Source organism: Bradyrhizobium sp. UFLA03-84 (genome assembly GCF_002289535.1).
In the GTDB taxonomy this organism is placed as follows: Bacteria; Pseudomonadota; Alphaproteobacteria; order Rhizobiales; family Xanthobacteraceae; genus Bradyrhizobium; species Bradyrhizobium viridifuturi.
The window spans coordinates 28,774-54,597 of record NZ_NSJY01000013.1; the positions used below are offsets into that span (position 1 = coordinate 28,774).

A 25,824-nucleotide genomic window follows, 5' to 3' on the forward strand; every position below is an offset into this window, starting at 1 on the left:
TAGATTTTACCGAAATGGAGCTTATCGATGGTCGAAGAGCAAGACGAGCGAATTCTCGCCGAACTGCAAAAGGACGGCCGCGCCACCAACCAGCAACTCGCGGAAACTGTCGGGATGTCGACCTCGGCGTGCTGGCGCCGGGTCCGTGCGCTGGAAGAGTCCGGCGTTATTTCAGGCTATTCGGCGCTGGTGGCGCGCGAGCGCGCCGGCTTTGCGACCTCGGCGATCCTGCACGTCTCGCTCGAGCGGCACGACGTCAAATTCGTCGACGAGTTCGTTGCGCGGGTGATGCAGCGCCGCGAGGTGCTCGAATGCTTCGCGACAACAGGCGACGCCGACTATCATCTGCGCGTCGTCGTGCGCGACATGGACGCCTACAATAGATTCCTGGACGAATTCATGTTCCGCATCCCCGGCATCCGCCACGTCCGCACCAACGTGATCCTGAAGGAGATCAAGACCGGCGTGGCGCTGCCGTTTTGAGGTTGGTGCCGCTAGCCGTGCCACAAGCGCGCCGTCGTCCCGGCCTAGTGCGCAATTGCGCACGGGGGCCGGGACCCATAACCACGAATGCGTGTTGTTGAGCAGAACCGGAACGACGAATCCCGACCACGACATCGGCCGCGGAGTATGGGTCCCGGCCTGCGCCCGGACGATGTTGATGGAGCGTTGCGCTCCGCACTACGCCTCTGCCTTCTCGGCCCGCATCAGCAGCATGAACACCATCACGTGGCTGACCAGCAGCAACGGCACATACAGTGCCGGAATATAGATGCCGGCGCCGAACAGGCCGGGATCCGCGTTCTTCGTCGCGCCCATGTAATAGGCGTTGAGCAGATCCAGCGTGCCCCAGATATTGAAGAGCCAGACGATCGGGATGGCGATCGGCCAGCGCCACGACAGGGCTGCCATCGCGAGCAGCGCGAGAACGGCAGCGGTCAGATCGCCCCAGCCGACCGCGCCGGCAAACACCGGATTCACCTGCGGCGACACGAAGCCGGTGACCAGGAAGTTCATCCCGAGAAACCGGAAGGCATGGAAAGCCGCGAGCAGCCGGAGCGCCTCTTGGCGCGGCATCGTGCGGAGCGCCGGCCAGACATAGGTTGAGGCCACCACGGCGCTCGCCAGAAGCGCTCCGGCGACGCTGAGCAGGAATGGAATGTTGAGACTGATCGGCACGGCCGGCGTCCTCTGTTGGTCGATCCGGAGAGAGAGGTCGAACCCGTCGATCGGGTCCGGCCTCTGCGCGGTGCTCAGGGCTTGCCGACCAGCAGGCGGAGCGGCAGCAGCGGGCCGACCGCGATGTAGTCGTGGTCCATGATATCAAGCTTGGACAATGGCAGGCCCTCCATGATCGCGTGCGCCTCGGAAGTGTCCTTGGCATCGAGCAGGAAGACGACGCCGCGCCCGTCGGACCGCGAATACCATTCGCGAACCTTGCCGTTGAGATAGAGCTGCACGGTCTGGCGGATTTCATCCGGCATCACGGCCATCACTTGCTCGCGGGTGACGCCCGGCTTGACGGTCAGGATGACCATCACGCCGGTGGTGATGGTGGAAATGGCTTGTGCTTGTCCTTGAGCCTGTGCTTGGGCGGGGGATGGAGCGGTCATGGAGGTGGCGCCTGTCAGAGTGAGGGTGAGGGCGAAGATTGTGTGACGGATTGCTTTCATCGGTCGCATGTCTCCGTTCACGACTGAGGTCGTGATGTCGCGTCGATCAGCGCGCGTCGCGCTGTCGCTTCCGATCTAGGGCGGCTTTCCGCGGAGGACTATTCGCGATAATGTTGACGGGCCATGAAGCAGAACTTCACAGTCCGGCAGGGCGCGCTCGACGGCGTGGAGGCGTTTCTCAGCGTCGCCCAGCACCGCAGCTTTCGCCGCGCGGCGACCGAGCTCGCGGTCACACCGTCGGCGATCAGCCAGGCGGTGCGCGCGCTCGAGGCGCGCCTCGGCGCGGTGCTGTTCATCCGCACCACCCGCAGCGTCGGCCTCACCGAGGCCGGCGAGCGCTTCCTGGCGCGCGCGCGGCCGGCGTTCGAGGAGCTGGTTGCCGCAAGCGGGGCCGCGCGCGAGCTCGGCCAGAAGCCGGCCGGGCTGCTGCGCCTCACCGTGCCGCGCTCGGTGGTGCCGATCCTGCTGGAGCCGCTGATCGCCTCGTTCTGCAAGGCCTATCCCGAGATCGAGGTCGAGCTCGCCGCCAGCGAAGAGCTGATCGACCTCGCCGCCGGAGGTTTCGATGCCGGCATCCGGATGGGCCAGTTCATCAACCCGGACATGGTCGCGGTGCGCCTGACCAAGCCGTTCCCGTTCGCCATCGTCGGCAGCCCGGACTATCTCGCGCGCCGCGGCCGGCCGAAGCGTCCGGACGATTTGCGCAATCACGCCTGCCTGCGGTTGCGGCGCTCGAACGGCGGGCTGGCGCCATGGTCGCTGAACGACAATGGCCGCTCGATCGAACTTGCCGTATCCGGATCCTTCATCGGCCACGATTTCCCGACGCTGGTCGGCGCGGCCATCGAAGGCGTCGGACTGGCTCAGGTGCCCGCGCCGCTGATATCAGGCGCGGTAAAGGAGAAGAAGCTGGTCCGCGTGCTCGACGCATTCGCGACGACGACGCCGGGCGTGTTTCTCTACTATCCCGGCCACCGCCAGATACTGCCGAAGCTGCGCGCCTTCATCGATCACGTGAAGAGCCGGCCGGGGGCGGTGCGCTAGCTCGAATCTGGGACGGGTTTCGCTGCGTTCCTACCTACGCTTGTCATCGTCCGGCTCGACCGGGCGATCCAGTACGCCGCGGCTTCTCCGCTCAAGCGCGACTGTCTCTGGAATACTGGATCACCGCATGCGCCTTCGCGGGTGATGACACCGAACCACATATTCGTTGTCGTCCCTGCGAAAGCAGGGACCCATAACCACGAAGGGTTATTGATGCGCGATGTTGGAACGGCGAGTCCCTTTAACAAGGTCTGCCGTGGCGTATGGGTCCCTGCTTTCGCAGGGACGACACCGGGTATGGAGCACGCGCGTCAGCAATAACGAGGAGCCGCCCGCCTCACATCTTCTCCTTCACGAACCTGTTCCGCAACGTTCCGATGCCGGTGATGTCGATCTCCACCACATCGCCGTCCTTCAAATCAGGCGAGGCGCCGTCGGTGCCCATCCAGATCACGTCGCCGGGCGACAGCGTGAAGTATTTGGTCAGCTCGACCAGGAAGGGCACGATGCCGAAGATCATCTCGTTGGTGCGGAAGCGGCCGGTCTCCTTGCCGTTGACGCGGATCGCGGTCTCCATCCGGTCGAGATCGACGTCGGTCTCGATCCACGGGCCCATCGGCTTGAAGGTGTCGGCATTCTTCGACCGCCATAGCCCGCGATCGGCCTTCTGCCAGTTGCGCTCGGATACGTCGTTGCCGATCGTGTAACCGAACACGCAGTCCATCGCATTGGCTTCGGTGAGATGCTTGGCGGTCTTGCCGATCACGACGACGAGCTCGCCCTCGTAATGAATCTTCTCGGTCGCGCTGGCCGGGATCACGACGTTCTCGTCGTGGGCGATCAGCGCGTTCTGCGCGCGATAGCCGATCTCGGGACGATCGGGCACGTTCGGCACCGTGCCGGCCTTGTCGGCGGCCTCCTTGAGGTGCTTCAGGTAGTTCAGCCCGACGCAGTAGAAGGTGCGTGGGATCAGCGGCAGCTCGATCTTAACGTCCTTCAGGGCGTGGGTCTTTGCCGTCTTGCTCCATTCGCCGAACGGATCGCCGTTGACTGTGGTGACGGTGTCGCCCTCGACGAGGCCCCAAGAAGCAGTGCTTGCGGTATTGCCCGCGGCGGTGAATTTCAGCCAACGCATGATGATATCCTCTATTCCGCGGCCTGTGCGCGCGTCTTCCAGGCGCCCGCGGCGGGGCGCTTGAGCCCGAGATTTTCCCGCAGCGTCGTGCCGGCGTAGTCCTTGTGGAACAGGCCGCGCTTCTGCAGCTCCGGCACCACGTGATCGACGAAGTCGGCGTAGGAGCCCGGCACGTAGCTCGCTGCGACGACGAAGCCGTCGCAGCCGCGGCCCTCGAACATTTCCTCGAGCCGGTCAGCGATCTCCTTGGGGCCGCCGACCATCGCGTCCTGCACCTGACCGCGGCCGGAGAAGGTGATGAAGTCGCGGGTCGATGGATTGGTCTTGCCGGAGGTGCGCAGCACGCCGTCGCGGATTCCGAGCATGCCCTGCATGCCCTGCAATTCCTCTGTTGTCAGCGGCTCGTCGATCCCCTTGGCACCGAAATCGAAGTTGAGGCCTTCGGCGAGCAGCGACAGCGCGTCGATCTCGAGCGGCAGCTTCTGGATCACCGCCATCCGGTCCTCGGCCTCGGCCTTGGTCGCGCCGGTGACCGGCGTGATCAGGTTGCAGAGGAACATCTGGTCGGGATCGCGGCCGGCCTTGGCAGCTTCGCCCCGGATCGCGTCATAGCCCTGCTTGGCGTTGGCGAGGTTGCGCGCCGCGGTGAAGATCACCTCGCCCCAGCGCCCGGCAAAGCGCTGGCCGCGGCCGGAAGCGCCGGCCTGGATCACGACGGGATGGCCCTGCGCCGAGCGCGGCACCGTGAACGGCCCGCGTGAGGTGAAGAACTGCCCCTTGTGGTCGAGCCGTTTCACCTTGGTCGGATCGGCGAAGCGGCCGCTTGTCTTGTCGATCACCAGCGAGCCGTCTTCCCAGGCGTCCCAGTGGCCGAGCACTACCTCCATGAACTCGTCGGCGCGGTCGTAGCGGAGATCGTGCTCGAGATGTTGCTCGCGGCCCATGTTGAGCGCTTCGCCGTCATTGACCGACGTCACCACGTTCCAGGCGGCGCGGCCACCTGTCATCAAATCGAGCGTAGCGAAGCGACGGGCGACGTCGAACGGCTCGAAATAGGTGGTGGATGCGGTCGAGGCCAGGCCGAGCTTGGTGGTGACCATGCCCATCGTTGTCAGCACCACGATCGGGTCCATCTTCACGCAGCGGATGCCGTATTCGACGGTATGGGCGTGATCGTTGCCATAGCGGTCGGGCATTGCGAGGCGGTCGTCGAAGAACGCCATGTGGAACTTGCCGCGCTCCAGGATGCGCGCGATTTCCTGGTAATAGTCGGCGGACATCGAGTCATCGCGCGAGTCCGGGTGGCGCCAGGAGCTCGGCAGGTTGGTGCAGTTCTGCGCCTGCAAAAAGCCAACCAGCGCCATTTGCCGTGTCATGTCGTTCTCCTGTGCTCGGATGGTTCAGCGAAGATCGAGCTGGTCGGTCAGCTTGTAGTCGGCGGCGAGCGCCTTCAGCTTGTCCCAGGTCGCATCCTCGATCTCGATGCCGTCCTTGCGCCGCTGTTGCTCGCGCAGATGTTCGATCTCGCCCGGATAGAACACGCCGCGGCTCCCTTCCGAGGGCGGCGTCGATTTCAAATAGCGGGCGAAGTCGGCGACTTCCTTCTTGAAATCCTTGAGCGGCCGGAACGCAGCGACGTTGAACGCCGCCATGAAGCAGCCGTCGTTGTGCCGGCCGGTCGGCTCGACACCAAAGCCGAGGCCGGTCAACAGGCCGCACAGCACCTCGACCATCGCGGCAAGGCCGCTTCCCTTGTAGCCCTCGCTGCCGCCGAGCGGCAGCAGCGCGCCGCCCTTGCGATAATCCCTGGGGTCGGTGGTGTCGCGCCCCTCGGCATCGATGATCCAGCCCTTCGGGATCTGCTCGCCGCGCGCCACCGCGAGCTGGATCTTGCCGGCTGCGACCGCCGAGGTCGCCATGTCCAGATAGAACGGCGCCTCGAGATCGGAGGGCACCGCGATCGAGAGCGGGTTGGTGCCGAGCCGGGCCTCGCGGCCGCCGAACGGCGCGACATGTTTCGGCGAGCGGCCGGAATCGGCGGCCGCAATCCCGATCATGCCCTCGCGCATCGCCATCAGCGGATAGTGCGCCAGCCGCCCGACATGGCTCTGCCGGAACACGGTGCAGGCGGCGACATTGGCGGTCTTTGCCTTGTTGATGGTCATCTCCATCGCCTTGGCATTGACGTGGAAGCCGAAGCCCCAATGACCGTCGATCACGGTGGTTGTCGGCGTCTCCTGCACCACGGTCCATTTCGCGCCAGGCACGATGTGGCCGGCCTTGATCCGGTCGATATAGGTCGGGATTGCGATCACGCCGTGGGAGTCATGGCCGGCGAGGTTGGCGTTGACGCAGCCGGAGGCGACTGCGCTCGCCTCCTCCTCCGATGCGCCGGCGCCCTTCAGCAGCGCCGCGCCGATGCGCGTGAGACGGTCGGCCTGGACGATCGGCATGGGATTTTCCTCGCGGTCCGCCCGCATGATGAGCGGGTCTTGCTTGCTGTTGTCAGCCGCATGCTCTCAAAGCGCCGAGGTGCGAGCAAGCGCAGAAAATCCGGTCCGCCATACCGCCAGCTGGGTGCTCCGGGCCGAGATTTCACCGAGTGGAACGGGCGCGGTCGCGATGCGGAATTTGGCGGCTCGGACGGCCCAGGCAGGCCCGGGATCCGGGCCCCGCAATCCTCCGCCTCAGGCTGGCACACCGGCGTCCGTAATATCCCGGAAAACGGCCGTCCGCGTTCGTCAGCCGTTTACTTTGTCGTGCAACTTGCCGGATACGCTAACCACCACTTAGGCCTATCGCGGGCAATGTTCCGTCCCGGATTGAAGGGGGTGGCCGCGGGGCCTTCAGGAATCGTGCAGTCGAGCATCGGGCGTACATTCGCGGCATTGAATGCCACCAACGAAGCGATCCTGTACGCAAAATCACCAGAAGAACTGTACGGAAAGGTCTGCGAAGCCGCGTTCTCGAGCGGGAGCTTCCTGGCCGCGACCGTCTTCTTGCTGGAGCCGGATACCGGTCTGCTGACATTCGCAGCCGGCTGCGGCGACGATGTCGCGCGCCTGCGCAGCATCACCATTTCCACAATCGCCAATCTGCCGGAAGGCGAGGGCGTCGCCGGGCAGGCGTTTCGCGACCAGAACGCCTGCGTCAGCAACGACTATATCAACGACGCCCGTTCGGCGGCCTGGCGCAGCGGCCTCGCGGCGGCCGGCGTCGGCGCGGCGGCGGCGATGCCGCTGGTCTGTGGCGGGCGCAGCGTCGGCGTCTTCATGGTAACCAGGTGCGAGGTCGACTCGCTCGGCGAGGAGATCGTGTCGCTGCTGGAACGCATGGCGGCGAACGTGTCCTACGCGCTCGACAATTTCGACCATGAGGCGTCGCGCAAGAGCGGCGAGCGGGCGATGCGCCGGCTCAACCGCATGTTCGGTGCGATCAGCGCGACCAACGAGGCGATCCTTCGCGCCAAGACCGAGCACGATCTCTATCAGCGGGTGTGCGATGCCGCGGTGTTCAGCGGCAAATCTTTCGCCACGGTGGTGCTGCTGGCCGAGCCCGACACACATTGGCTCGAGCCCGTCGCCGGCACCGGCGAGGCGATCGAGCTGATCACGCAGACGCGTTTCTCGACCGATCCGGACAACGTCTACGGCAAGGGCATCTGCGGCGAGGCGTTCCGGACTCAGCGGCCGTGCGTCGAGCACGACATTCCGATATCGACGAGCCCGTCGCAGACACCGATGCGCGGCAGCGGCTTGATGGCTTGCGTGGCGCTGCCGCTCACCCGGTTCGGCAACAGCATCGGCGTCCTGATCTTCTTCACCGGCAATTCCTGGGCGCGCGACGAGGAGATCATCGCGCTGCTGGCGGGGATCGCCGAGAACGTTTCTGTTGCGCTCGACAATTTCGGCCGCGCCACCGAGAAGGCCAGGGCCGACGCCGAACGCGAGCGGCTGTCGCGGATGTTCGCGGCGCTGAGCGCGACCAACGAGGCGATCATGCGGGCGCGGTCGCGGCTCGAGATGTTCGAGCTGGTCTGCGCCGCGGCGGCGCATGGCGGCGGGTTCAACTCCACCAGCATCCTGATCGCGAAGCCCGGCGACGATTTCATGGAGATGATGGCGGTCGCAGGTCCGACTGCCGAGAATGCACGCCGCCTCAACGTCTCGCGCAGCGAGGCGCGGGCCGAAGGGCGCGGCGTCTGCGGCAGGGCGTTCCGCTCGCGGCGCGCCTGCATCAACAACGATTTCATGGGCGATGTCGCCAACAGCCCGTTCCGCGACGTCATCGACCGCGAGGACGCACGGTCGGGCGCGGCATTTCCGTTGATCGTCGACGACGAGCCGGTCGGCGTGATGCTGTTCATCTCCGCCAAGCGCAACACCTTCTCCGCGGAATTCGCCGAGCTGCTGCAACGGCTCGCCGACAACGTCTCCTACGCGCTCGGCAGCTTCGATCGCGCCGACGAGAAGGCGCGTACCGAGGAGCAGAAGGAACGGCTGCGGCGCATGTTCGCGGCTCTGAGCGCGACCAACGAAGCGATCATGCGGGCGAAGTCCCGCAGCGAGCTGTTCGATCTGGTTTGCGATGCTGCGGCGGTCGGCGGCCAGTTCATCTCGGCGACGATCCGCCTGGTACGTCCCGGCGAGGCCTTCCTGGAGAACGTGGCGGCCTCCGGCCCTGACCGGGTCCGCGCCCGCGAGGTCCAGTTGTCGGCCGATGCGACGCGCCCGGAGGGACAGACGCTGACCGGCGTTGCGATCCGTACCCGCAGGCCCTGCATCAGCAACGATTATCTCAGCGACTTCGGCCCTGAATCGCATGTCTATCCGGTCGTTCGCGACAGCGGCAGCAAGTCCGGCGCGGCGCTGCCGTTGCTCAAGAACGGCGAGGCGATCGGCGCGCTGGTGTTCCTGTCCAGCGAATTCGGCACCTTCAGTCCGGAGATGATGGCGCTGTTGCAGCGGCTCGCCGAGAACGTGTCGTTTGCGCTCGCCAATTTCGACCGGGCCGATGAAAAGGCGAGGGCCGACGAGCAGAAGGAGCGGCTGTCGCGGATGTTCGCGGCGCTGAGCGCGACCAATGAGGCGATCATGCGGGCGAAGTCCCGCGCCGAGCTCTATCAATTGGTCTCCGAGGCGGCAGCGACCGGCGGCAAATTCACCTCGACCACCATCGCGCTGGCGCGGCCCGGCAGCGATTATCTGCGGATCGTCGCCATCGCAGGCCCGGCAGCCGAGGGCGCGAGCCAGGTGACGCTCTCGGTCAACGAGGCGCACCCGGAGGGCCGCGGCGCCTGCGGCAGGGCGTTCCGCTCAGGCAAGGCCTGCATCATCAACGACTATTTTGCCGATGCCGAGACCACAGCTTTCCACGAGCGGGCCCGCCTCGACGGAACCAAGTCCGGTGCGTCGTTTCCGCTGATCGTCAGCGGGCGGGTGGTCGGCGTCATGATCTTCGTCGCGATCGAGAAGGACACGTTCACGCCGGAGTTCGCCGAGCTGTTGCAGCGGCTCGCCGACAATCTGGCATTCGCGCTCGAAAGCTTCGACCGCGCCGACGAGAAGCACAAGGCCGACGAGCGCATCGAATATCTTGCCTCGCACGACAGCCTGACCAATCTGCCGAACCGCGAGACGTTCAATGAGATGCTGCGTCACGCGATTTCGGCGGCGGATCGCCATCGCCGGCAGCTCGCGGTGCTGTTCATCGATCTCGATCGCTTCAAGATCATCAACGACTCGCTCGGTCACGACGCCGGCGACATGCTGCTGGTGGCGATCGCCGAGCGGCTGCGCGGGTCGTTGCGCGCGAGCGACGTGGTCGCGCGGCTCGGTGGCGACGAGTTCGTGGTCATCCTGGAGGAAACCGCCGAGCGAGGCGACGTCGAGCGCATCGCCGGGGATCTCCTGATCTCGCTCAGCCAGCCGCTGACGATCAGCGGGCACGAGTGCCACACCACGGCGTCGATCGGCATCGCGATGTATCCGATCGACGGCTCCGACGTGCAGACACTGACCAAGAACGCCGACATGGCGATGTATCTTGCCAAGGAAGACGGCAAGAACGGCTTCCGCTTCTTCTCCAACGAGGTCAGGGCGCAGTCGATCGAGCGCCTGACCATGGAGAGCGCGCTGCGCCGTGCGCTGGAGCGCGAGCAGTTCTCGCTCGACTATCAGCCCAAGGTCGACATGGCGAGCGGCGAGATCAGCGGCGTCGAGGCGCTGCTGCGCTGGACCCATCCCGAGCTCGGCAAGGTGTCGCCGGGGCAGTTCATTCCGCTCGCCGAGGAGATCGGGCTGATCGTGCCGATCGGCCGCTGGGTGCTGAAGGAAGCCTGCGCGCAGAACATGGCGTGGCAGCACCGCGGCCTCAAGGCGGTGACCATGGCGGTCAACCTTTCGCCGCGGCAGTTCGGCGATCCGCGCCTGCTCGACGATATCGACGAGGCGCTGGCGGCGAGTGGCATGTCGCCGGCACTGCTGCAGCTCGAGGTCACCGAGAGCATGGTGATGCGCAACGTGACGCGCGCGGTCCGGGTGCTCGATGCGATCCAGAATCGCGGCATACGCCTCGCGATCGACGATTTTGGCACCGGCTATTCGTCGATGTCGCTGATGAAGCAGTTCCCGATCGACACCATCAAGATCGATCGTTCCTTCGTGCGCGATCTGCCGGATGATTCCGAGGACGTCGCGATCGCGCAGGCGATCATCTCGATGGGCAAGGCGCTGGGCATGACCATCGTGGCCGAGGGCGTCGAGACCTCCGAGCAGCAGGAGTTCCTGCGCGCGCATGCCTGTGACGAGATGCAGGGCTTCCTGTTCAGCCGGCCGCTGCCGCCGCGCGACCTCGCCGAGCTGTTGAAGACATCGCCGGTGCTGATGTCACCGCCGTTGCAGCCGTCGCTGGACGGTGAGGCGATCAGCGAGACCGGACTGGATCTAGGGCGGAAACGCGCTGTCGTCTGACGGCTGCACCGGCAGGTCGCGCACGTCGGAATCGGTGGATGCGACCTTGCGTGAGAAATCGTAGGGCCAGGGCAGCATGGTCTGGCCGGCCAGCGTCTGGCGCAGCACGCGGGTGCCGTCGGCAAAGCTCGCGCCGTCAGGCAGGCGGAGCTGACGGCACCAGTTCGATGGCAGCGGGCCGACGGCATCGCGCAGCTCGAACGCCGGTCCCCACCACCACGCCGGCGCCGGCGGCCGTTCCGGCTCCGGGATGGCGCGCCAGCGCGCGAACTCGTCGGCGATGCGGGCAAATTGCAGCTTGGCGGCGGGATGCATCGGAGGCCCTTCGTTGAGCCGAGATGATAGCATCGCACGGACCTCGTGCAACGTGGCTATTGGCGGCCGTGCTGCCAATGCGCCGTGACGTCGGAGCCCGATTTGTTGAGGTGGACGTGCTGGTCGACATGATCGACCCAGGACAGCGGAATGAAATGGTGGTGCTGACCGTCGGGCGAGCTTTGCTTGGTCAGCTTGATCTTGTCGGTGCCTTCCATGTGGTCGACCTTGCCGACCGTCTTCTTGTCCGACGAGATCACGTCCATATGTTCCCGAATGTCGGCTGCTGTTGCCATGCGTTATCTCCTCGTCATGATGATGAGGGGATGAAACGCCGTGTGGAGACGAAGGTTGCTATCGGCTATTTCTGCTCGACTTCTGTCGCGGTGGCCGGACCTTCGCCCATGATCAGCAACACGGCATCCTCGTCCTTGGCGCCGTCCCAGTGCACCTGCTTGCCGAAATGGGTGACGAAGCTTCCGGCCGGCATCGCCACGGTGCCGTGATCGGGGTCGAATTTCGGACCCGAGCCCACCCACCAGGTGCCCTTCAAGACGACGATGTAGCGGTCGTTGGGATGGAAGTGCGGCCGGCTGAAGTGATTGCCCTTGGTCCATTTGGTGTAGACCATGTAGAAGCCGGGCTTCGAGGGATCGCCGACCACGACGGCATTCTGCGCGCCGCGCGCGTCGACGGGGCTCCAGGGAATCTGGTCCGGCAATTTGTAGGTGACGGCGGCCGGATTGAGCTCGGCCGCGGAGCTGACGCTCAGCGTGCCGGCAAACACCAGCGGCATCATCAGGTATCGCCAGGACCGGTTCGAGGCCGCCATCGCATCCTCCGAGTTTAATTCGTTCGGGCATTCGGCTGCGCCCGTATGTCGCATGATGCTAGTCGCTCCCGCTTCCGCAGGACAAGACGCGTCCACGCATGTCTGACCTCAAGATTGCGTCAGCGGCGCGTGACACAACGCAGTTGCAATATCAAAAACGGATTTACGCCGCTGCAGACAATGATAGGTTGCGCGCCAACCAAAAGACGGGAGGATAACCTTGAAGAAGCATCTGTCGATACTGACGGCGGGACTTGTGATCGGTGGGGCCGCGCTGCAATTCTCCACCACTGCATCGGGGGACGACGGCTGGGTCACGCTGCTCGACAGCACCAAGAAGGGCGACTGGGACGAGGTTGGCAAGGCCAATTGGGCGATGAAGGACGGCGCGCTGGTCGCCGACAAGCTCGACGGGAAGGATCTCTCCTATCTCGTCAGCAAGACCCAATACAAGGATTTCCAGATCCGTGCCGAGTTCTGGACCGACGAGGAGGCCAATAGCGGCGTCTTCATTCGCTGCGAAGGCAACAAGACGATCGATTCCAAGGTCTGCTACGAAGTCAACATCTTCGACAAGCGGCCGGACCCGACCTACGGCACCGGCGCGATCGTCGATGTCGGCAAGGTCGATCCGATGCCGAAGGCGGCCGGCAAGTGGAACGTCTACGAGATCACCGCGCTGGGGCCGCATTTCGTCGTGACGCTGAACGGCCAGAAGACCGTCGATGCGCAGGACTCCAAGCATGCCAGCGGCTACGTCGCGCTCCAGTATGGTTCGGGCGTGGTCAAGTTCCGCAAGGTGCAGATCAAGCCGCTCTGACCGCGCAAGGTCGAGAGGAGCCCGGCCGCGTCGCGGCCGGGCTTTGCGGCGTGGCGTGGGCTATCGGCCGGCGGACTTCGGATCGGCGCCTTGCGTACGCAAATGATGGCCGATCACGAGCCCGGTCAGGCAGAGCAACAGGCCGAGCGCCGGCGGGGCAAACAGCGCCTCCTCCTGGAAAATGCCGTTCACCAGCACGACCATCGTGCCGAACGCGGCGAGCCCCTGGATCAGGATTCCGGACGAGGCGTAGAGGCGCCAGGCCTTCAGCGCCATCGCAAGGAAGAAGCCGAGCGGCACCAGTGCGCCGATGCCCATCTGGTAGAGCAGCACGCCGACCGCGCTTTCCACCGCGCCGTCCATCGTGCCGGCCGCCTGCGCGGCGTTCCAGTCGATCGAGAAGTAGCCTTCGGACAGATTGCCGCCGACGCCGAGCCCGCGGCCGATCGGGTTCTGCCGAAAGCCATCCCATCCGCCCATGAAGCCGATCACGTGGAAGTCGCCGATCTGGAGTCCGATATAGATCGCAACGATGGCGTAACCCACGAGTCCGACGAGCGCGACGGCCAGCGTGACGGTCGCGCCGAACAGCCAGGTCGAGGTCCAGGCCAGGGCAACGAAGATCACCAGGATGAGCGCGCCCTTTACGCTGCAGCAGATCAGCAGCGGGATCGCGGCCAGCGCCAACCAGCGATACCCGACCGCGAACAGGAACAGGATCGAGAAGCCGATCCCGTAGGCGAAGCTGATCGGGCTCATGTTCGGTCCGAAGATGCGCATCATCGACGAAAGACCGAGGTCCTCGAACAGCGGGCTGTTGAGAAAACTGAAGCGGAAGCGGTCGATCAGATCCACCGGGACGTTGCCGGTTTGACGCATCTCGGCTTCCCAGGCTCCGGAGCGGGTCGCCTTGAGCTCGTCGAAGTGCCAGAACGTGTAGCCATTGGTGATGGTGAGCCAGAAATCGCGGAACATCAGTTCGACATATCCGCAGACGATCAGCAGCGCGGCGACGGCCACCAGGAACGGCGTGACGCGGATCTCGAAGCTTGCGGCGGTCAGCAGCGACAGCTGAAACAGAAAGATCGGAAACGCAATGTTGCGCAGATAGACGAGCGCCGCATGCGAATCCTGCGTGGCACCGAGCAGAAAATACCCCGTCACGACCGCGAGGGTCATCAGCCCCCATGTCATGATCCGGTCGACATCGGGGGAATGCTTGCGCTCGCGCAGCACATACAGCGCCAGCGTCACCAGCCACATGACGGCGCAGATGAGGAAATTGTAGCCCTTGACGAAATCCATCTCCTGTTCGGTCGTCATGTAGGATGACAGGATCGAGACGAACAGGTTCTGGAAGAAGATGATGAAGACTGCGATCGACGGCGCGTAGGCCGGCGCCGCGAGCACGATGGCGCAGCCGATCAGGCTTTCGACGACGATCGCAAGCCCCGCATTGGCCGCCTGCATGATCGGCGCGAAGGCGATCGATGCCACGGCGATGCCGAGTGCCGGAAGCAAGTCGCCGGCCAACAGCGGCCGCGGGGCTGTCTCTGCTTGCACGGGCTCTGACCTAAGATGACCGGACGTGTGGCCACGCCACACCGCATCGTCGATCTAGCCGCGCATTGTGTAAAAACGGGTTAACCAGACGGCGCTAGCGGGTTCCGAGCAGCGCCTTGAGCACCCCTTGGTCGGCCTTGCCGGTGACGGCGTCGGCCAGGCCAAAGCCCTGCGACATCTCCCAATGGGTCCAGCCCCAGCATTGCTGCCGGGCGTAGGCCGTGACGCCGGCGAGCCAGCGCAACCGGCTGTCGCGCGGCGCGCCGGCCTTGAGCACCCCGAACTCGTTGATGATGATCGGGCGTGAGTACTGCCGCTGCCAGGCGGCCGCAGGTTCGAGCCATTTGTCGATGCCACGGTCGGGGATGGCGCGATCGACCATCGCAAGCGCCTTCGGCCTGTTCAGCGCGGTCAGTTGTTCCCGCAGTTGTTGAACCCTGGGATCGTCGGCGCGGGCCGGATAGGGCAATCCGACGACGTCGTGGAGCGGCTCGTTCGGATCCCAATGGCCCTGATGGGTGAACACCATCGGATCGTAGAAGTGGATGGCATAGACGACATTCGGATCGTCGAGCGGCGTGAAGCCGGGCAGCGAGTCCGCGCGCTGCCAATTGACCGGACCCGTGATCAGCGTGGTCTGCGGCAGCAATTGGCGAATGAAGCCGGCCAGCTCCCGGGCTTCGCCTTGCCATTGCGCGGCATCGACCTCCGGCTCGTTCAGCAGTTCCGCAAAGACGCGATCGGACGGGTAGCGCTGCATGACCCGCGCCAGCGCGGTCCAGGCGCTTTTCATTTCGGTCATCGCGCCGGGCGGATCGTCCTTGTGCAGCGCGTTGAAGTACCGGCCCGAATGCAGGTCGATCGACACGGAATAGCCGAGCCCGAGCAGGGTCTTCAGCGCGCTATCGACGGTTTGCAGACGGGCGTCGATCTCCGCCTTGGTAGCGAAGCGCGGCATCACGAAGTCGGCCGGCACCGGCAACCGGATGTGGGTCAGGCCGGCCTTGCGCAGGTCGAGCAGCAGGCTGCGCGGCGGCGCCGCCTCCGGAAAGGCGATCCAGCCGTCGGCATTGACGCCGCGCGACAAGGCCGCGAGCCGGTCCGCGGGAACGCCTTCGATCAAGGCAGGGCAGGCCCGCGCGGCGACCGACAGCAGAATGGATCCGGCGGCGATAATGGCGGGGATCGATAGCCGGGTCATTGGACGATCAACTCGCGGTCATGTTGCAGCGGCGACGTGGTTTGGTCATTCGGTCCTGTCGGCCATGGTGGCCGGCTGCGGAAACGTCGCGGTTAGCCTTATCGGCGAGACATTAGCGTTGCGTAACCCCGCGCGCATACGCGACGGCATCGTTCTTGCCAATCCCTGCTCAAGAGCAGCCCGCTCGTCCCGGAACGGGACATCGGTTGAAGCGAAATGGCGCAGCCAGGAGCGCGACCATGACGACAGGCAGGATCTTCACGAATTGGGATGACAACCATTCCAGGCTCTGGAGCCGTCGGCCGATCCGGCTCGAGCACACCATGCACCGGCAGCCGGCGTTCTCGATGGACGAGCTCGCGAAGCTGATCGAGCACTATCCGCGCGAGCATTACAGCCTGGTCAAGACCAGCGCCACGGGATCGAGCCGGGTCTGGCGCGAGGGCGAGATCGGCGGGCTGCGCGGCCATCAGGTGGTTGAGGCGGTCTCGCGCGGCGGCCTGTGGCTGAACCTGCGCAACGTCACTGCGATCGACCGGCGCTACCGCGACATGATCGATCGGATGTTCGGCGAGATTGCAGCCAGGGTGCCCGGCTTCGATGCGCCGACCCATCAGGCCGGCATCCTGATCTCGTCGGCCGATGCGCAGGTCCATTACCACGCGGATCTGCCGGGGCAGGGCCTGGTGCAGATCGCCGGCCGCAAGCGGGTCTACATCTATCCCGGCACGCAGCCGTTCATCCGGCCGGAGCATCTGGAGAACATCGCGTTGTTCGACGTCGAGGTCGATATCCCGTACGAGCCCTGGTACGACTGGCATGCGCAGGTGATCGATCTCGCGCCAGGCCAGATGCTGAACTGGCCGCTCAATGCGCCGCATCGCGTCGAGAACCTCGACACGGTCAACATCTCGATGACGATCTCCTATGTGAACGACGACATCCGCCGCGCCCGGATCCTGCATCGCGCCAACGGCACGCTGCGTCATCGCTTCGGCTACACGCCGCGCAGCCGAAGCATCCGCGGCCCGGTCTTCTTCGCCAAGCAGGTCATGCAGAAGCTGCTGCGCGACGGCAAATGGGTGAAGCGCGAGCGCGCCGTGCGGCGGACCATCGACTTCCGCCTCGACGAGAGCAATCTCGGCAAGATCGTCGACCTGCCCAAAGACCCGCCCAAGGCGGCGCTCGAGGCGGCGTAAGCGAACTTGCCGGTTGCAGGTGCTGGAATGACGGTCTTGACGACAGCGGTTGAGAAACCGGCGCTAGATCGCCCGGACGACACCCGGCTCGCCCGGTGTGCATTCCAGCGCGGCACGGTCCCAGTTCGCGTTGATGGCGGCTGCCTCATAGCTCGATTGCAGGAATTCGAGCAGCGCCTTGTCCGGGTCTGCGGCCAGCCGCACCGCGTCGTAGGGCAGGATGAATTCACCGAGTGCCTCGCTGAAGAATGCAGCATCGGGCCGCACCGGCGTGCTGCGATAGCCCGCGGGTTCCGGATAGGCGTAGGAATAGAATGCGGGATAATCGATCGCGCCGCCGCCCGGCCAGAAGCCGGCGCTGCTGACCTCGTGCGAATAGGCCTCGTGCGCCACTTCGTCGGGCAAATGGGGCACGCCGCCGGGATGTCGCGGTCCCGTCCTGCCGGAGAAGCGCGTCACCGCGAGATCAAAGCTGCCCCAGAAAAAATGCACCGGGCTCGCCTTGCCGAGAAATCCGGTTCGGAACTGCTTGAACACGCGATCGCAGTTCACCAGGATCTGGTGAAACCGGCGCACGGCATCCGCGTCGTATGAGGCGTGCTGCGTGTCCTTCGAGAACGGGATCGGGTCGGCGACTTCGTTCGGTATCTCGTCAATGGTGACGTCGATTCCGAGTTCGTTCAGATTGGTCATGATCGCCGCATAGAAGCTCGCGACCGATTGTCCCGCCAGCGCGAATTGCCGTTCGGTGCCGTCGCTGGTCGAGATGCGGAGCATGTGATCGGCAAAGTCGAAGTCGATCTGGAACGTGCGGTCGCCGTCGGGGATCGGCGAGGTCGTCAGCCCGCGCGCCGTGACATAGAGCGTGACGTGCCAGGAGTGATTGAGCCATGGCGACTTCGCCAGCCTGATCTTGCCGGCGATCTGGGTGAAGAGCTGGAGCGTGGCGCAGCTGTCGCGCCACGCCGCGGTCGGCAGCTCCGGCCAGCGGGTCTTCTGTGCGTTGGTCATGGCAAACCTCAGGGCTGTGCCGACAGGAGCCCTGCGGCATATCACGAAAATGGCGCCGATGATCTCGGGAACCGTCGCGTCGGAGCATATAGGGCGGCAGTCGTCAGGGAGTGCCGCCCTATCGCATCGTCATTCGGTCGGGTGCGAAACCCAACGTAAGGCTCAGCCGTGCAGCTTCTTCGCAGTCTCCGCGATCGCGCGGCCCTGATAGCGGGCGCCGGCAAGTTCGTTTTCGCTCGGCTGGCGACTGCCGTCGCCGCCGGTGATCGTGGTCGCGCCATACGGCGCACCGCCGGTAACCTCGTCGAGCTTCATCTGGCCAGCAAAGCCATAGTTGAGGCCGACCACGGTCATGCCGAAATGCAGCAGGTTGGTGATGATCGAGAACAGCGTGGTCTCTTGCCCCCCATGCTGGGTCGCGCTCGAAGTGAAGGCGCCCCCGACCTTGCCGTTCAGTGCGCCCCTGGCCCAGAGCCCGCCGGCCTGGTCGAGGAAGTTGGCCATCTGCGAGGCCATGCGGCCGAAGCGGGTGCCGGTGCCGACGATCACAGCATCGTAATTGGCGAGGTCGTCGATCGTGGCGATCGGCGCGGCCTGGTCGAGCTTGTAGTACGACGCCTTCGCGACCTCGGCCGGCACCAGCTCGGGCACGCGCTTGATGTCGACGCTGGCGCCGGCTTCGCGTGCGCCTTCCGCGACGGCATTCGCCATTGCTTCGATGTGACCGTAGGCGGAGTAATAGAGAACGAGAACCTTGGCCATGATGGCCTCCTTTTGGGGCTGAGTGTGGGGAGATGATTGGGGGAGGTGCATGCGCGGACGTCTGTCCGCGCATGCAGGATGAGGGGTGATTACGCCGCGTCGACCAGCACGAGCTCGGCGTCCTCGAGCGCGGTGATTCTCAGCGTGGCCTCGTCGCGGATCGCGGCACCGTCGCGCGTATTGACGCGCACGCCGTTGACCTCGACGCTGCCGGCCGCAGGCACCAGATAGAGGTGACGGGCCTTGTCGGCGGAATATTCAGCGCTCTCACCGGCCTTCAGCGTGGTGGCGAGCACCCGCGCATTGGCCCGGATCGGCAGTGCATCTTCGTCGCCGTCGATACCGGAGGCGATGGTGACGAGCTTGCCGGAGCGGTTCGCCTTCGGGAACGGCTTCGAACCCCAGGTCGGCTGACCGCCTTGCGTCGTCGGCTCGATCCAGATCTGGAAGATCTTGGTCTTGGAGGGCTCCAGATTGTATTCGGAGTGACGGATGCCGCTGCCGGCGCTCATTACCTGCACGTCGCCGGCTTCGGTGCGTCCCTTGTTGCCGAGCGAGTCCTGATGCGTGATCGCGCCTTCGCGAACATAGGTGATGATCTCCATGTTGGCATGCGGATGCGCCGGGAAGCCGGAATTGGGCGCGATCTCGTCGTCGTTCCACACCCGCAAGGCGCCGTGGCTGACATTGGCGGGATCGTAGTAGCTCGCGAACGAGAAGTGGTGCTTGGCCTTCAGCCAGCCGTGGTCGGCACCGCCCAGCTTCGCGAATGGTTTCAGTTCGATCATGGTGTACTCCGTTCGATGCGTTGGTTTCGATCTCGTTGGCCTCTTGGATATGCCGCCGGCTGTGGTATAGAAATAGAAACTATTGAAACTCATTGTTTCCAAAATGGACCGATGCCATGTCGAAACTGCCGGACTTCGAGGCGCTCGCGATCTTCGCAAAAGTCGTGGAATTGCGGTCGTTTGCGGCCGCCGCGACCGAACTCTCGCTGTCCAAGGCGACGGTGTCGAAGGCAGTCAGCCGGCTCGAGGAGCGGCTCGGCGCGCGGCTGTTCAACCGCACCTCGCGGCGGCTGGCGCTGACCGATGCCGGGCAGAAATTGTCCGAGCGCGCCGCGCGGCTGCTGGCCGATGGCGAAGCCGCGGAGAACGAGGCGCTGGCGCAATCGACCACGCCGCGCGGCCTGGTGCGGCTCGCGGTGCCGATGAGCTTCGGCATCAAGACCGTGGCGCCGCTGCTGCCGGAATTCATGGAGGCCTATCCGGAGGTCGCGATCGACCTGCATCTGAGCGACGCCACCGTCGACCTGATCGGTGAAGGCTTTGATGCGGGACTGCGCATCGCGCGGCTGCCTGACTCCTCGCTGATCGCGCGGCGGCTGTGCGGCATGCCGCGCTACACCGTGGCGGCGCCGTCCTACCTGAAGCGCTATGGGCGGCCGACCCATCCGATGCACCTCGCCGAGCACAAATGCTTCGGTTACGCCTATCTCTCGACCCAGGGCGTCTGGCACTACACCAACGCATCGGGCGAGCAGGCGAGCGTGCGTCCGGCCGGCCAGCTGCGCGTCAACAATGGTGAGGCCGTGATACCCGCGCTGCTCGCCGGTCTCGGCATCGCCGATCTGCCCGACTTCATCGTCGGCGATGCGATCGCGCGCGGCGAGGTCGAGGTGATCCTGAAGGGCTGGAAGCAGCCCGAGGGCGCCGTGCATCTCGTCACGCCGCCCGGTGGCCCGCGGCCCGCCCGCGTCGAGGTGTTGGCGGATTTCCTCGCCAAGCATTTCGCCAAGGGCCGCGCGCAGCGCAAGTAGAGAGCCACGCGCAGCGCAAATAGCGGGCCGCGTGCAGCGCAACGGCCGCGCTCGGCGGAGACCACGGAATCCCGCGCGATGGCTCAACGCTGCGTGAGCCGTCACATTCGTGTCATCCCTTTTAAATTGTATAGATTGTGTGAACTAACCCATGATCGTGGGCAGGCGCGATCGTCTATCTCTTCATCCCGAACCTGTTGCCGCAAAGCACATTTTCGGAGGAACCAGATGATTGATCTGACCAAGCATGATTTCACGTCATTGTCGGTGAAGGATCTGCTCGATGCCCGCGAGGCCTATCACGTGCATCTGGCCCATCTGCAATCGGTCTACGCCACGGCGATCGGCCGTTATCTGATCCGCGACAACGACCGCAACGCGACGGAGCGGCGGCATCATTCCAAGCCGCAGGCGCTCGGACCGCGCACGCTGTTCAACTCGTCGGTCAAGGACTGGTCGTGGCCCTGCATCCTCGTCTTCGTCCGCGACTGGATGAAGCGCTCCGAGCTGAAGAACCATCCAGAAAAGCAGGACCAGCTGGTGCCGCCGTTCCTGTATCTGCCTGATGGTCGCGTCGTGCCGACCTGCGTCGTCAAGGTCGATCCGAACGAGGGCAGCCCCGGCGTCGTCGATCCGCCGATATTCAAGAGCGATCTGGTTGGCGGCGGCTTCCCGGTCCAGACCATGATCCAGGGCAAGATCCATCGCGGCTCGATCGGCTGCCTCGTCACCAATGGCGAGACCGTGTTCGCACTCTCCAACCGCCACGTGGTCGGCGCGGCCGGGCGCGAGATCTTCGCCGGCTTCAAGAACACCAACCGGCGCCTCGGCGTCAGCGATGCGCTGCAACTCGGCAAGCGCGCCTTCAGCGACGTCTATCCCGGTTGGCCCGGTTCGCGGGTGGTGGCCAATCTCGATGCGGGACTGATCCGCGTCGACGACATCAAGGGCTGGACCGCGCAGGTCTATGGTGTCGGCCAGGTCGGTGACGTCGTCGATCTCAACGTCGGCACCTTCCGCCTCGAGATCATCAACCAGCCGCTGATCGCCTTCGGCGCGACCAGCGGACTGATGAAGGGCAAGATCATCGGCCTGTTCTATCGCTACAAGACCGTCGGCGGCATGGAATATGTCAGCGACTTCGTAATCGGCCCGCGCGACGGCGACACGCCGCTCAACAATTATCCCGGCGATTCCGGCACGGTCTGGTTTCTCGACGACCCGGACGCGAAGAGGAACGCCAGCGGTGCGCGCATCCTCAGCCCGCTGGCGCTCGAATGGGGCGGCCAGGAATTGTTCGGGTCAGGCGGCAAGGTCCCGATGCAGGTTGCGCTCGGCATCTGCATGGCGACGCTGTGTCGCGAGCTCGATGTCGAGCTGATCGGCGACTGGAACGCCGGCCACACCGAGTATTGGGGCGAATGGGGACACGTCAAGATCGGCGCCTACGCGACCGCCCTGATCGATGCGAAGCTTCCCAAGCTCTCGGCCATGATGGACGCCAATTCCGACAATATCGGCCTCGACGACAAGCTGCTTGCCGACCTCAAGCCGTATCAGCACGGCACGTTCGCGCCGCTCGCCGACGTTGCCGACCTGGTCTGGCGCTTCACCCGGCACACCGACGAAAGCAACCATTTCGCCGACATGGACAAGCCGGGCAAGGACGGCAAGACGCTGCTCGATCTCTGTACCGAATCGACGCGCAACGTCGATCCGAAAGTCTGGAACGACTATTACGACGGGATCGGCGAGGACCGGCGCGGCGCGCTGCCGTTCCGGGTCTGGCAGATCTTCGACGAGATGGTCGGGTACGCCGTCGCCAACAAGAAGCTGGAGTTCGTCTGCGCCGCGGGCATCGTCGCGCATTACATCGGCGATGCCTGCCAGCCGCTGCACATTTCGCAATTCCACCACGGTCTCGATCCGAACGACAAGAAGCACGCCAAGGTGCACAGCGTGTACGAGACCACGATGATCGGCCGTCACGGCAAGGATCTCATCAAGATGATCCCTGACGCCAAGACCAGCGACGTCGCGGAGATCGCGCCGGGCGCAACCCCGACCGGCCGCGATGCCGCAGTCGCCGTGGTCGCGCTGATGCAGCGCACGGTGAAGCGGCTGCCGCCGATGACGATCGTCAACCTGTTCAACTCGCACATGGGAAGCGGCCAGGTCGACGTGATGTGGTCGAAGCTGAAGGATGCCACCGCGGCCTGCATGCAGGACGGTGCCAAGACACTTGCGAGAGTCTGGGAAGCGGCATGGCGCGCCGGCTCGGGTGAAGATCGCGGGCAGGGCGGCAAGTTCGATCAGGGCAGCCTGAGCAAGCTCTACAACGATCCGAGCTTCCTGCCGGCGTATCAGCTTCAGCAGCTCACGCTGGACGCCGACGACCACATCGTGCCGGCCGGCGGAAGCGGAGCGCGGCGCCGGAGTGCGACAATCGCACGCGGCGCGCGCCCGCCAGCCGCAAACAAGGCAGCCAAAAAGGCGGCTAAGAGCACGACCAGGAATAAGGCCAAGAATACGGCCGAGAGTACGGCCAGGAGAGCGCCAAAGAAGGCCGTCGCGCGCAAACGTCCGGCTGCGGCCACTCCGCTCCGCCGCGCGGCCGCCAGCAAGAAAACCGCGACCAAGCGCGGTGCAGCCAGGAAGCGGTCGGTCGCAAAGACACACAAGCCGTCGCGCAAGCATTAGGATCTGCGCGTAGCGACGGCCGAGGTCGTAGCGGCGTCGAAGGTGATCGAGACCTTCGACGCCGCAGTTCGTTCGCAGTCATGCGGCTGTGCCGGAGTTTTCAAAATTTGTTGCAGACGACAGCGCGCGGTTGATCGCGGCGGTGAAGAAGATCGGCAGGTCGAGTAGGGAACCTGAGCCGTGTGCCTTCACATTTAGTTGTCCGCAACCTCGTTCCTTGCAACGATCCTTGGCCGCATTCATTTGCCAGCCTGAAGCAAATCGCCGCGCGGAACCCCGCGGTTGCGCGGATCGAATCGAACTCAAATCGAACAAGGGCACCGGGCATGCAGACGCAGCGGATTGTTCTGAGCATAGCGATCGCGATCGGCGGCCTCGCTGCCGCAGCTCCTGCGCTGTCGCAGGAGTATCGCGGAACCTGGGAACAGCAGATGGCGTGCACGCCGGATGTGTGGCGACTCTGCGGCGACCAGATTCCCGACACCAACCGGATTGTCGCCTGCCTGCGGCAGAACACACCGCAACTTTCCAGCGGCTGCCGAGCGGTATTCGAGTCCAATGCCAGCGCGCAGCAGCCGCAAACCCAGGGGCGCGCATTGCAGCACCACGAGATGCAGCAACGGCCGCGCGCGCCGCAGCAGATCCAGCCGGCCCCGGTCGCACCGCCGCGGCCGGCGCCCGATGATGAGGATTAACCCTCAGGGCCTGACTTCGCAGACATCGACCCACTCGGCCGCGGTCAGCTCCGCCATCCTGTCGGGCGTGATGCGGACCGCGCTGTGGGTCGAACCCGCGGCCGGCACCACGATGTCGAATGCCTTGAGCGACACATCGCAATAGACCGGCAGCGGCGTCTTCAGCCCGAACGGGCAGACACCGCCGACCTCGTGGCCGGTGATCTCGGCGACTTCGTCGAGGCCGAGCATCTTCGGCTTGCCGCCGAACGCTGCCTTCACCTTCTTGTTGTCCATCCGCGACGTTCCTGCGGCGACGATCAGCACCACGCGGTCGCCGATCCGCAGGCTCAGCGTCTTGGCGATCCGCGCCGGCTCGACGCCATAGGCCTCCGCCGCCAGCACGACGGTCGCGGAGCTTGTGGTGGATTCGATCACGGAGATATCGGGCGCCTTCTCGGCGAAGAAGGCACGGACGGACTCGATGCTCATGAAGTTCAGGACTCTTGCTAGTCAGGATTTGGCAGACACCAGGGCAGGAAGCTCGGAGAGACCATGGATCCGGTGATCGGGCATGACGCCGAGCTCGTCCATCTGGGTACGCAGCGCCTTGAACATCGTCAATGGGGCAACCGTCTCGCTCTCGACGCAGGCCAGCGCCATCGCTTCCGGTGTTACCCGCTCGATCCAGGCGACACTGAGTCCAAACGCCTTGGCGCCGCAGGCGTCCCACGGATTGGAGGAGATGAACAGCACCTCCGCGGGCGGCACTTTCAACACCTCCTCGATCAGCGTGTAGGCCTCCGGCGCCGGCTTGAACACCTTGTGGGCATCGACGCTGATGGTCGCATCGAGCAGACGGTCGAGCCCCGAATTGCGCACCAGCGCGTTCAGCATGTCAGGGCTGCCGTTGGAGAGGATCGCGAGCTTCTTGTCCTTCATCGCCTCGAGCGCCGCGACGGCATCCGGATACAGCGCCAGATGCTGATACTTGTCGATGATGCGCCCAAAGGTCGCCTCGTCATATTGCAGGCCGAGGCAGCGCAGCGTGTAGGCGAGGGAGTCGCGGGTCGCCGTGGCAAAGTCCTGGTAGCGCCGCATCAGCGTGCGCAGCCAGGAATATTCGAGCTGCTTGAGGCGCCAGACCTGCGTGATGATGTCGCCATAACCGGGGAATGCATCCTCGGTGACATCGGCCACCGACTGCACGTCGTAGAGCGTACCGTAGGCGTCGAAGACGATTGCTTTGATTGTCATTGTGGTCTCTCTTGCCCGCCGATCGTCGAATACAGGAATTTCCGCAAGGCGTCGACGGATTGGTCGCGGGCCGCCTCGTTGAATTCGAGGTGATGACCGAGCTGCTGCGCGGGAGTGCTGTAGCGCGGGACGTCGAAATCATGATGGGCGCCGGGATAGACGGTGATCGCGATCGGGATTCCCTTGTCCTTCTCGCGCGCCATGCCCCAGTCGTCACGGCCCTCGGCAAGGTTGCGGCACGCGATCGCGGGCGCCCAGTCGTCGAGCTCGCCGACCAGGATCAGCGTCGGCACCGTCATGTTGCCCTTGACCCCACCGCATAGCGGATAGAAGCCGATCGCAGCGCGAAATTTGTCCTTCGATGAGCTTTCGATCTGGCCGCGCTCCACCGCGAGCAGCGCCAGTGTCGCGCCCTGGGAAAATCCCAGCACGGCCACCCGGCTCGGGTCGACCGACGGCTGTCCGACAAGATAGTCGAGCGCGCGGTACGCATCATACAATGTCGACGGCGGCAGTCCGCCGGTGCACGCGCTCGTGATGCCGCGCGTTCCGAAGCGGTCGATCGTCAGGGCGACATAGCCCCATTCGGCGAGCCGCTTGCCCCAGCGCTCGTCGACCCCCCACCAACCGCCGCCGCAGCCGTGCATCAGCACGACTGCGGGCGAGGGACCCGGACCATCGGGCACGCGCAGAAAGCCCTGCAATGCCTGGGGTCCCGCCAGCGGGCTTTCGAATTCGACGAGGCGCGGCGCATGATCGGCCGCCCGCGCAGCGAGCGAGCCGAAGCTCCAGAGGATGAGTGCGGCGAGGGCAAGTCCGGTGAAGCTGGTCATGAACCACCTCCGAAG

The 25,824-nt window shown here is 64.9% G+C and carries 25 protein-coding genes; 8 read left to right on the forward strand and 17 right to left on the reverse strand.

Annotated features, from left to right (window positions below):
* The first annotated feature begins 27 nt into the window (after positions 1-27).
* On the forward strand, positions 28-483 hold the full coding sequence (locus CK489_RS14135; protein WP_095732691.1) for an Lrp/AsnC family transcriptional regulator: 456 nt from the start codon (positions 28-30) through the stop codon (positions 481-483).
* Positions 484-681: 198 nt separating this feature from the next.
* Here CK489_RS14135 and CK489_RS14140 read toward each other — a convergent pair whose 3' ends face one another.
* Positions 682-1,179: a DUF8737 domain-containing protein gene (locus CK489_RS14140; RefSeq protein ID WP_095732692.1), complete on the reverse strand. Its 498-nt coding sequence runs from the start codon at positions 1,177-1,179 to the stop codon at positions 682-684.
* A gap of 74 nt (positions 1,180-1,253) precedes the next feature.
* Positions 1,254-1,673, reverse strand: coding sequence for a hypothetical protein (locus tag CK489_RS14145; RefSeq protein ID WP_245350372.1), 420 nt, complete (start codon positions 1,671-1,673; stop codon positions 1,254-1,256).
* A 123-nt stretch (positions 1,674-1,796) separates the two neighbouring features.
* Here CK489_RS14145 and CK489_RS14150 point away from each other — a divergent pair, with 123 nt between their 5' ends.
* Positions 1,797-2,717, forward strand: coding sequence for a LysR family transcriptional regulator (locus CK489_RS14150; protein ID WP_050628497.1), 921 nt, complete (start codon positions 1,797-1,799; stop codon positions 2,715-2,717).
* A 337-nt stretch (positions 2,718-3,054) separates the two neighbouring features.
* Here the strand turns inward: CK489_RS14150 and CK489_RS14155 are convergent, their stop codons facing one another.
* Genes CK489_RS14155 through CK489_RS14165 form a run of 3 tightly spaced genes read right to left on the reverse strand, consistent with a single transcriptional unit; the run spans position 3,055 to position 6,305 of the window.
* Complete coding sequence (locus tag CK489_RS14155) at positions 3,055-3,852, reverse strand: fumarylacetoacetate hydrolase family protein (RefSeq protein WP_095732694.1); 798 nt, start codon at positions 3,850-3,852, stop codon at positions 3,055-3,057.
* A gap of 11 nt (positions 3,853-3,863) precedes the next feature.
* Complete coding sequence (locus tag CK489_RS14160) at positions 3,864-5,228, reverse strand: LLM class flavin-dependent oxidoreductase (protein WP_095732695.1); 1,365 nt, start codon at positions 5,226-5,228, stop codon at positions 3,864-3,866.
* Positions 5,229-5,252: 24 nt separating this feature from the next.
* Positions 5,253-6,305, reverse strand: coding sequence for an Ldh family oxidoreductase (locus CK489_RS14165; RefSeq protein ID WP_095732696.1), 1,053 nt, complete (start codon positions 6,303-6,305; stop codon positions 5,253-5,255).
* 402 nt (positions 6,306-6,707) lie between these two features.
* On the opposite strand from CK489_RS14165, the gene CK489_RS14170 reads away from it, so the two are divergent.
* The gene (locus tag CK489_RS14170) at positions 6,708-10,823 is read left to right on the forward strand and encodes a bifunctional diguanylate cyclase/phosphodiesterase (RefSeq protein WP_095732697.1); all 4,116 of its coding nucleotides are present in this window, start codon (positions 6,708-6,710) and stop codon (positions 10,821-10,823) included.
* Here CK489_RS14170 and CK489_RS14175 read toward each other — a convergent pair.
* From CK489_RS14175 to CK489_RS14185, 3 genes are all read right to left on the reverse strand, one after another.
* Entirely contained in the window at positions 10,797-11,138 is a 342-nt protein-coding gene (locus tag CK489_RS14175) for a hypothetical protein (RefSeq protein ID WP_050628501.1), read from the reverse strand. The two genes, CK489_RS14170 and CK489_RS14175, sit on opposite strands and share 27 nt — an antisense overlap.
* Positions 11,139-11,194: 56 nt before the next feature.
* Positions 11,195-11,434, reverse strand: coding sequence for a DUF2171 domain-containing protein (locus tag CK489_RS14180; protein WP_050403738.1), 240 nt, complete (start codon positions 11,432-11,434; stop codon positions 11,195-11,197).
* Positions 11,435-11,499: 65 nt separating this feature from the next.
* Positions 11,500-11,970: a cupin domain-containing protein gene (locus tag CK489_RS14185; RefSeq protein WP_245321422.1), complete on the reverse strand. Its 471-nt coding sequence runs from the start codon at positions 11,968-11,970 to the stop codon at positions 11,500-11,502.
* A gap of 220 nt (positions 11,971-12,190) precedes the next feature.
* Between CK489_RS14185 and CK489_RS14190 the strand changes: the two genes are divergently transcribed.
* Positions 12,191-12,790 (forward strand): 3-keto-disaccharide hydrolase, encoded by a 600-nt coding sequence (locus CK489_RS14190; protein WP_050628502.1) that lies wholly within the window; start codon positions 12,191-12,193, stop codon positions 12,788-12,790.
* A 60-nt stretch (positions 12,791-12,850) separates the two neighbouring features.
* On the opposite strand, the gene CK489_RS14195 is transcribed toward CK489_RS14190, so the two are convergent.
* A complete protein-coding gene (locus tag CK489_RS14195) occupies positions 12,851-14,353 on the reverse strand; it encodes a hypothetical protein (protein ID WP_244486143.1) in 1,503 nt (500 codons plus the stop codon).
* A 94-nt stretch (positions 14,354-14,447) separates the two neighbouring features.
* Positions 14,448-15,554: a glycoside hydrolase family 5 protein gene (locus CK489_RS14200; protein ID WP_050628503.1), complete on the reverse strand. Its 1,107-nt coding sequence runs from the start codon at positions 15,552-15,554 to the stop codon at positions 14,448-14,450.
* Between the two features lie 239 nt (positions 15,555-15,793).
* On the opposite strand from CK489_RS14200, the gene CK489_RS14205 reads away from it, so the two are divergent.
* On the forward strand, positions 15,794-16,753 hold the full coding sequence (locus tag CK489_RS14205) for a cupin-like domain-containing protein (protein WP_095732698.1): 960 nt from the start codon (positions 15,794-15,796) through the stop codon (positions 16,751-16,753).
* 63 nt (positions 16,754-16,816) lie between these two features.
* Here CK489_RS14205 and CK489_RS14210 read toward each other — a convergent pair whose 3' ends face one another.
* From CK489_RS14210 to CK489_RS14220, 3 genes are all read right to left on the reverse strand, one after another.
* Positions 16,817-17,764: a DUF5996 family protein gene (locus CK489_RS14210; protein ID WP_095732699.1), complete on the reverse strand. Its 948-nt coding sequence runs from the start codon at positions 17,762-17,764 to the stop codon at positions 16,817-16,819.
* A gap of 162 nt (positions 17,765-17,926) precedes the next feature.
* Positions 17,927-18,526, reverse strand: a complete 600-nt coding sequence (wrbA, locus tag CK489_RS14215) for an NAD(P)H:quinone oxidoreductase (RefSeq protein ID WP_095732700.1) — start codon at positions 18,524-18,526, stop codon at positions 17,927-17,929.
* A gap of 89 nt (positions 18,527-18,615) precedes the next feature.
* Positions 18,616-19,314, reverse strand: coding sequence for a pirin family protein (locus tag CK489_RS14220; protein ID WP_050628507.1), 699 nt, complete (start codon positions 19,312-19,314; stop codon positions 18,616-18,618).
* 116 nt (positions 19,315-19,430) lie between these two features.
* Between CK489_RS14220 and CK489_RS14225 the strand changes: the two genes are divergently transcribed.
* Positions 19,431-20,345, forward strand: a complete 915-nt coding sequence (locus tag CK489_RS14225; RefSeq protein ID WP_095732701.1) for a LysR family transcriptional regulator — start codon at positions 19,431-19,433, stop codon at positions 20,343-20,345.
* A 228-nt stretch (positions 20,346-20,573) separates the two neighbouring features.
* Entirely contained in the window at positions 20,574-23,045 is a 2,472-nt protein-coding gene (locus CK489_RS14230) for a Nal1-like putative serine protease (RefSeq protein ID WP_095732702.1), read from the forward strand.
* A gap of 78 nt (positions 23,046-23,123) precedes the next feature.
* Here the strand turns inward: CK489_RS14230 and CK489_RS41335 are convergent, their stop codons facing one another.
* Positions 23,124-23,288, reverse strand: coding sequence for a hypothetical protein (locus CK489_RS41335; protein ID WP_158226444.1), 165 nt, complete (start codon positions 23,286-23,288; stop codon positions 23,124-23,126).
* Positions 23,289-23,371: 83 nt separating this feature from the next.
* Here CK489_RS41335 and CK489_RS14235 point away from each other — a divergent pair, with 83 nt between their 5' ends.
* Positions 23,372-23,740: a hypothetical protein gene (locus tag CK489_RS14235; RefSeq protein ID WP_095732703.1), complete on the forward strand. Its 369-nt coding sequence runs from the start codon at positions 23,372-23,374 to the stop codon at positions 23,738-23,740.
* 3 nt (positions 23,741-23,743) lie between these two features.
* Here the strand turns inward: CK489_RS14235 and CK489_RS14240 are convergent, their stop codons facing one another.
* From CK489_RS14240 to CK489_RS14250, 3 genes are read right to left on the reverse strand one after another with little or no spacing between them, the layout of a single operon-like run.
* Positions 23,744-24,211, reverse strand: a complete 468-nt coding sequence (locus CK489_RS14240) for a YbaK/EbsC family protein (protein WP_095732704.1) — start codon at positions 24,209-24,211, stop codon at positions 23,744-23,746.
* A gap of 21 nt (positions 24,212-24,232) precedes the next feature.
* Positions 24,233-24,976: a haloacid dehalogenase type II gene (locus tag CK489_RS14245; RefSeq protein ID WP_095732705.1), complete on the reverse strand. Its 744-nt coding sequence runs from the start codon at positions 24,974-24,976 to the stop codon at positions 24,233-24,235.
* The gene (locus CK489_RS14250) at positions 24,973-25,809 is read right to left on the reverse strand and encodes a dienelactone hydrolase family protein (protein WP_095732706.1); all 837 of its coding nucleotides are present in this window, start codon (positions 25,807-25,809) and stop codon (positions 24,973-24,975) included. Before CK489_RS14250 ends, CK489_RS14245 begins: the two co-directional genes overlap by 4 nt.
* Positions 25,810-25,824 lie beyond the last annotated feature (15 nt).

What these genes read in the sequence shown, in the direction of transcription:
- CK489_RS14135 (WP_095732691.1), top strand. Translation starts at nt 28, where the DNA reads ATGGTCGAAGAGCAAGACGAGCGAATTCTCGCCGAACTGCAAAAGGAC.
- CK489_RS14145 (WP_245350372.1), bottom strand. Translation starts at nt 1,673, where the DNA reads ATGAAAGCAATCCGTCACACAATCTTCGCCCTCACCCTCACTCTGACA.
- CK489_RS14150 (WP_050628497.1), top strand. Translation starts at nt 1,797, where the DNA reads ATGAAGCAGAACTTCACAGTCCGGCAGGGCGCGCTCGACGGCGTGGAG.
- CK489_RS14155 (WP_095732694.1), bottom strand. Translation starts at nt 3,852, where the DNA reads ATGCGTTGGCTGAAATTCACCGCCGCGGGCAATACCGCAAGCACTGCT.
- CK489_RS14160 (WP_095732695.1), bottom strand. Translation starts at nt 5,228, where the DNA reads ATGACACGGCAAATGGCGCTGGTTGGCTTTTTGCAGGCGCAGAACTGC.
- CK489_RS14165 (WP_095732696.1), bottom strand. Translation starts at nt 6,305, where the DNA reads ATGCCGATCGTCCAGGCCGACCGTCTCACGCGCATCGGCGCGGCGCTG.
- CK489_RS14175 (WP_050628501.1), bottom strand. Translation starts at nt 11,138, where the DNA reads ATGCATCCCGCCGCCAAGCTGCAATTTGCCCGCATCGCCGACGAGTTC.
- CK489_RS14180 (WP_050403738.1), bottom strand. Translation starts at nt 11,434, where the DNA reads ATGGCAACAGCAGCCGACATTCGGGAACATATGGACGTGATCTCGTCG.
- CK489_RS14185 (WP_245321422.1), bottom strand. Translation starts at nt 11,970, where the DNA reads ATGGCGGCCTCGAACCGGTCCTGGCGATACCTGATGATGCCGCTGGTG.
- CK489_RS14200 (WP_050628503.1), bottom strand. Translation starts at nt 15,554, where the DNA reads ATGACCCGGCTATCGATCCCCGCCATTATCGCCGCCGGATCCATTCTG.
- CK489_RS14205 (WP_095732698.1), top strand. Translation starts at nt 15,794, where the DNA reads ATGACGACAGGCAGGATCTTCACGAATTGGGATGACAACCATTCCAGG.
- CK489_RS14210 (WP_095732699.1), bottom strand. Translation starts at nt 17,764, where the DNA reads ATGACCAACGCACAGAAGACCCGCTGGCCGGAGCTGCCGACCGCGGCG.
- wrbA (WP_095732700.1), bottom strand. Translation starts at nt 18,526, where the DNA reads ATGGCCAAGGTTCTCGTTCTCTATTACTCCGCCTACGGTCACATCGAA.
- CK489_RS14220 (WP_050628507.1), bottom strand. Translation starts at nt 19,314, where the DNA reads ATGATCGAACTGAAACCATTCGCGAAGCTGGGCGGTGCCGACCACGGC.
- CK489_RS14225 (WP_095732701.1), top strand. Translation starts at nt 19,431, where the DNA reads ATGTCGAAACTGCCGGACTTCGAGGCGCTCGCGATCTTCGCAAAAGTC.
- CK489_RS14230 (WP_095732702.1), top strand. Translation starts at nt 20,574, where the DNA reads ATGATTGATCTGACCAAGCATGATTTCACGTCATTGTCGGTGAAGGAT.
- CK489_RS41335 (WP_158226444.1), bottom strand. Translation starts at nt 23,288, where the DNA reads ATGAATGCGGCCAAGGATCGTTGCAAGGAACGAGGTTGCGGACAACTA.
- CK489_RS14235 (WP_095732703.1), top strand. Translation starts at nt 23,372, where the DNA reads ATGCAGACGCAGCGGATTGTTCTGAGCATAGCGATCGCGATCGGCGGC.
- CK489_RS14240 (WP_095732704.1), bottom strand. Translation starts at nt 24,211, where the DNA reads ATGAGCATCGAGTCCGTCCGTGCCTTCTTCGCCGAGAAGGCGCCCGAT.
- CK489_RS14245 (WP_095732705.1), bottom strand. Translation starts at nt 24,976, where the DNA reads ATGACAATCAAAGCAATCGTCTTCGACGCCTACGGTACGCTCTACGAC.
- CK489_RS14250 (WP_095732706.1), bottom strand. Translation starts at nt 25,809, where the DNA reads ATGACCAGCTTCACCGGACTTGCCCTCGCCGCACTCATCCTCTGGAGC.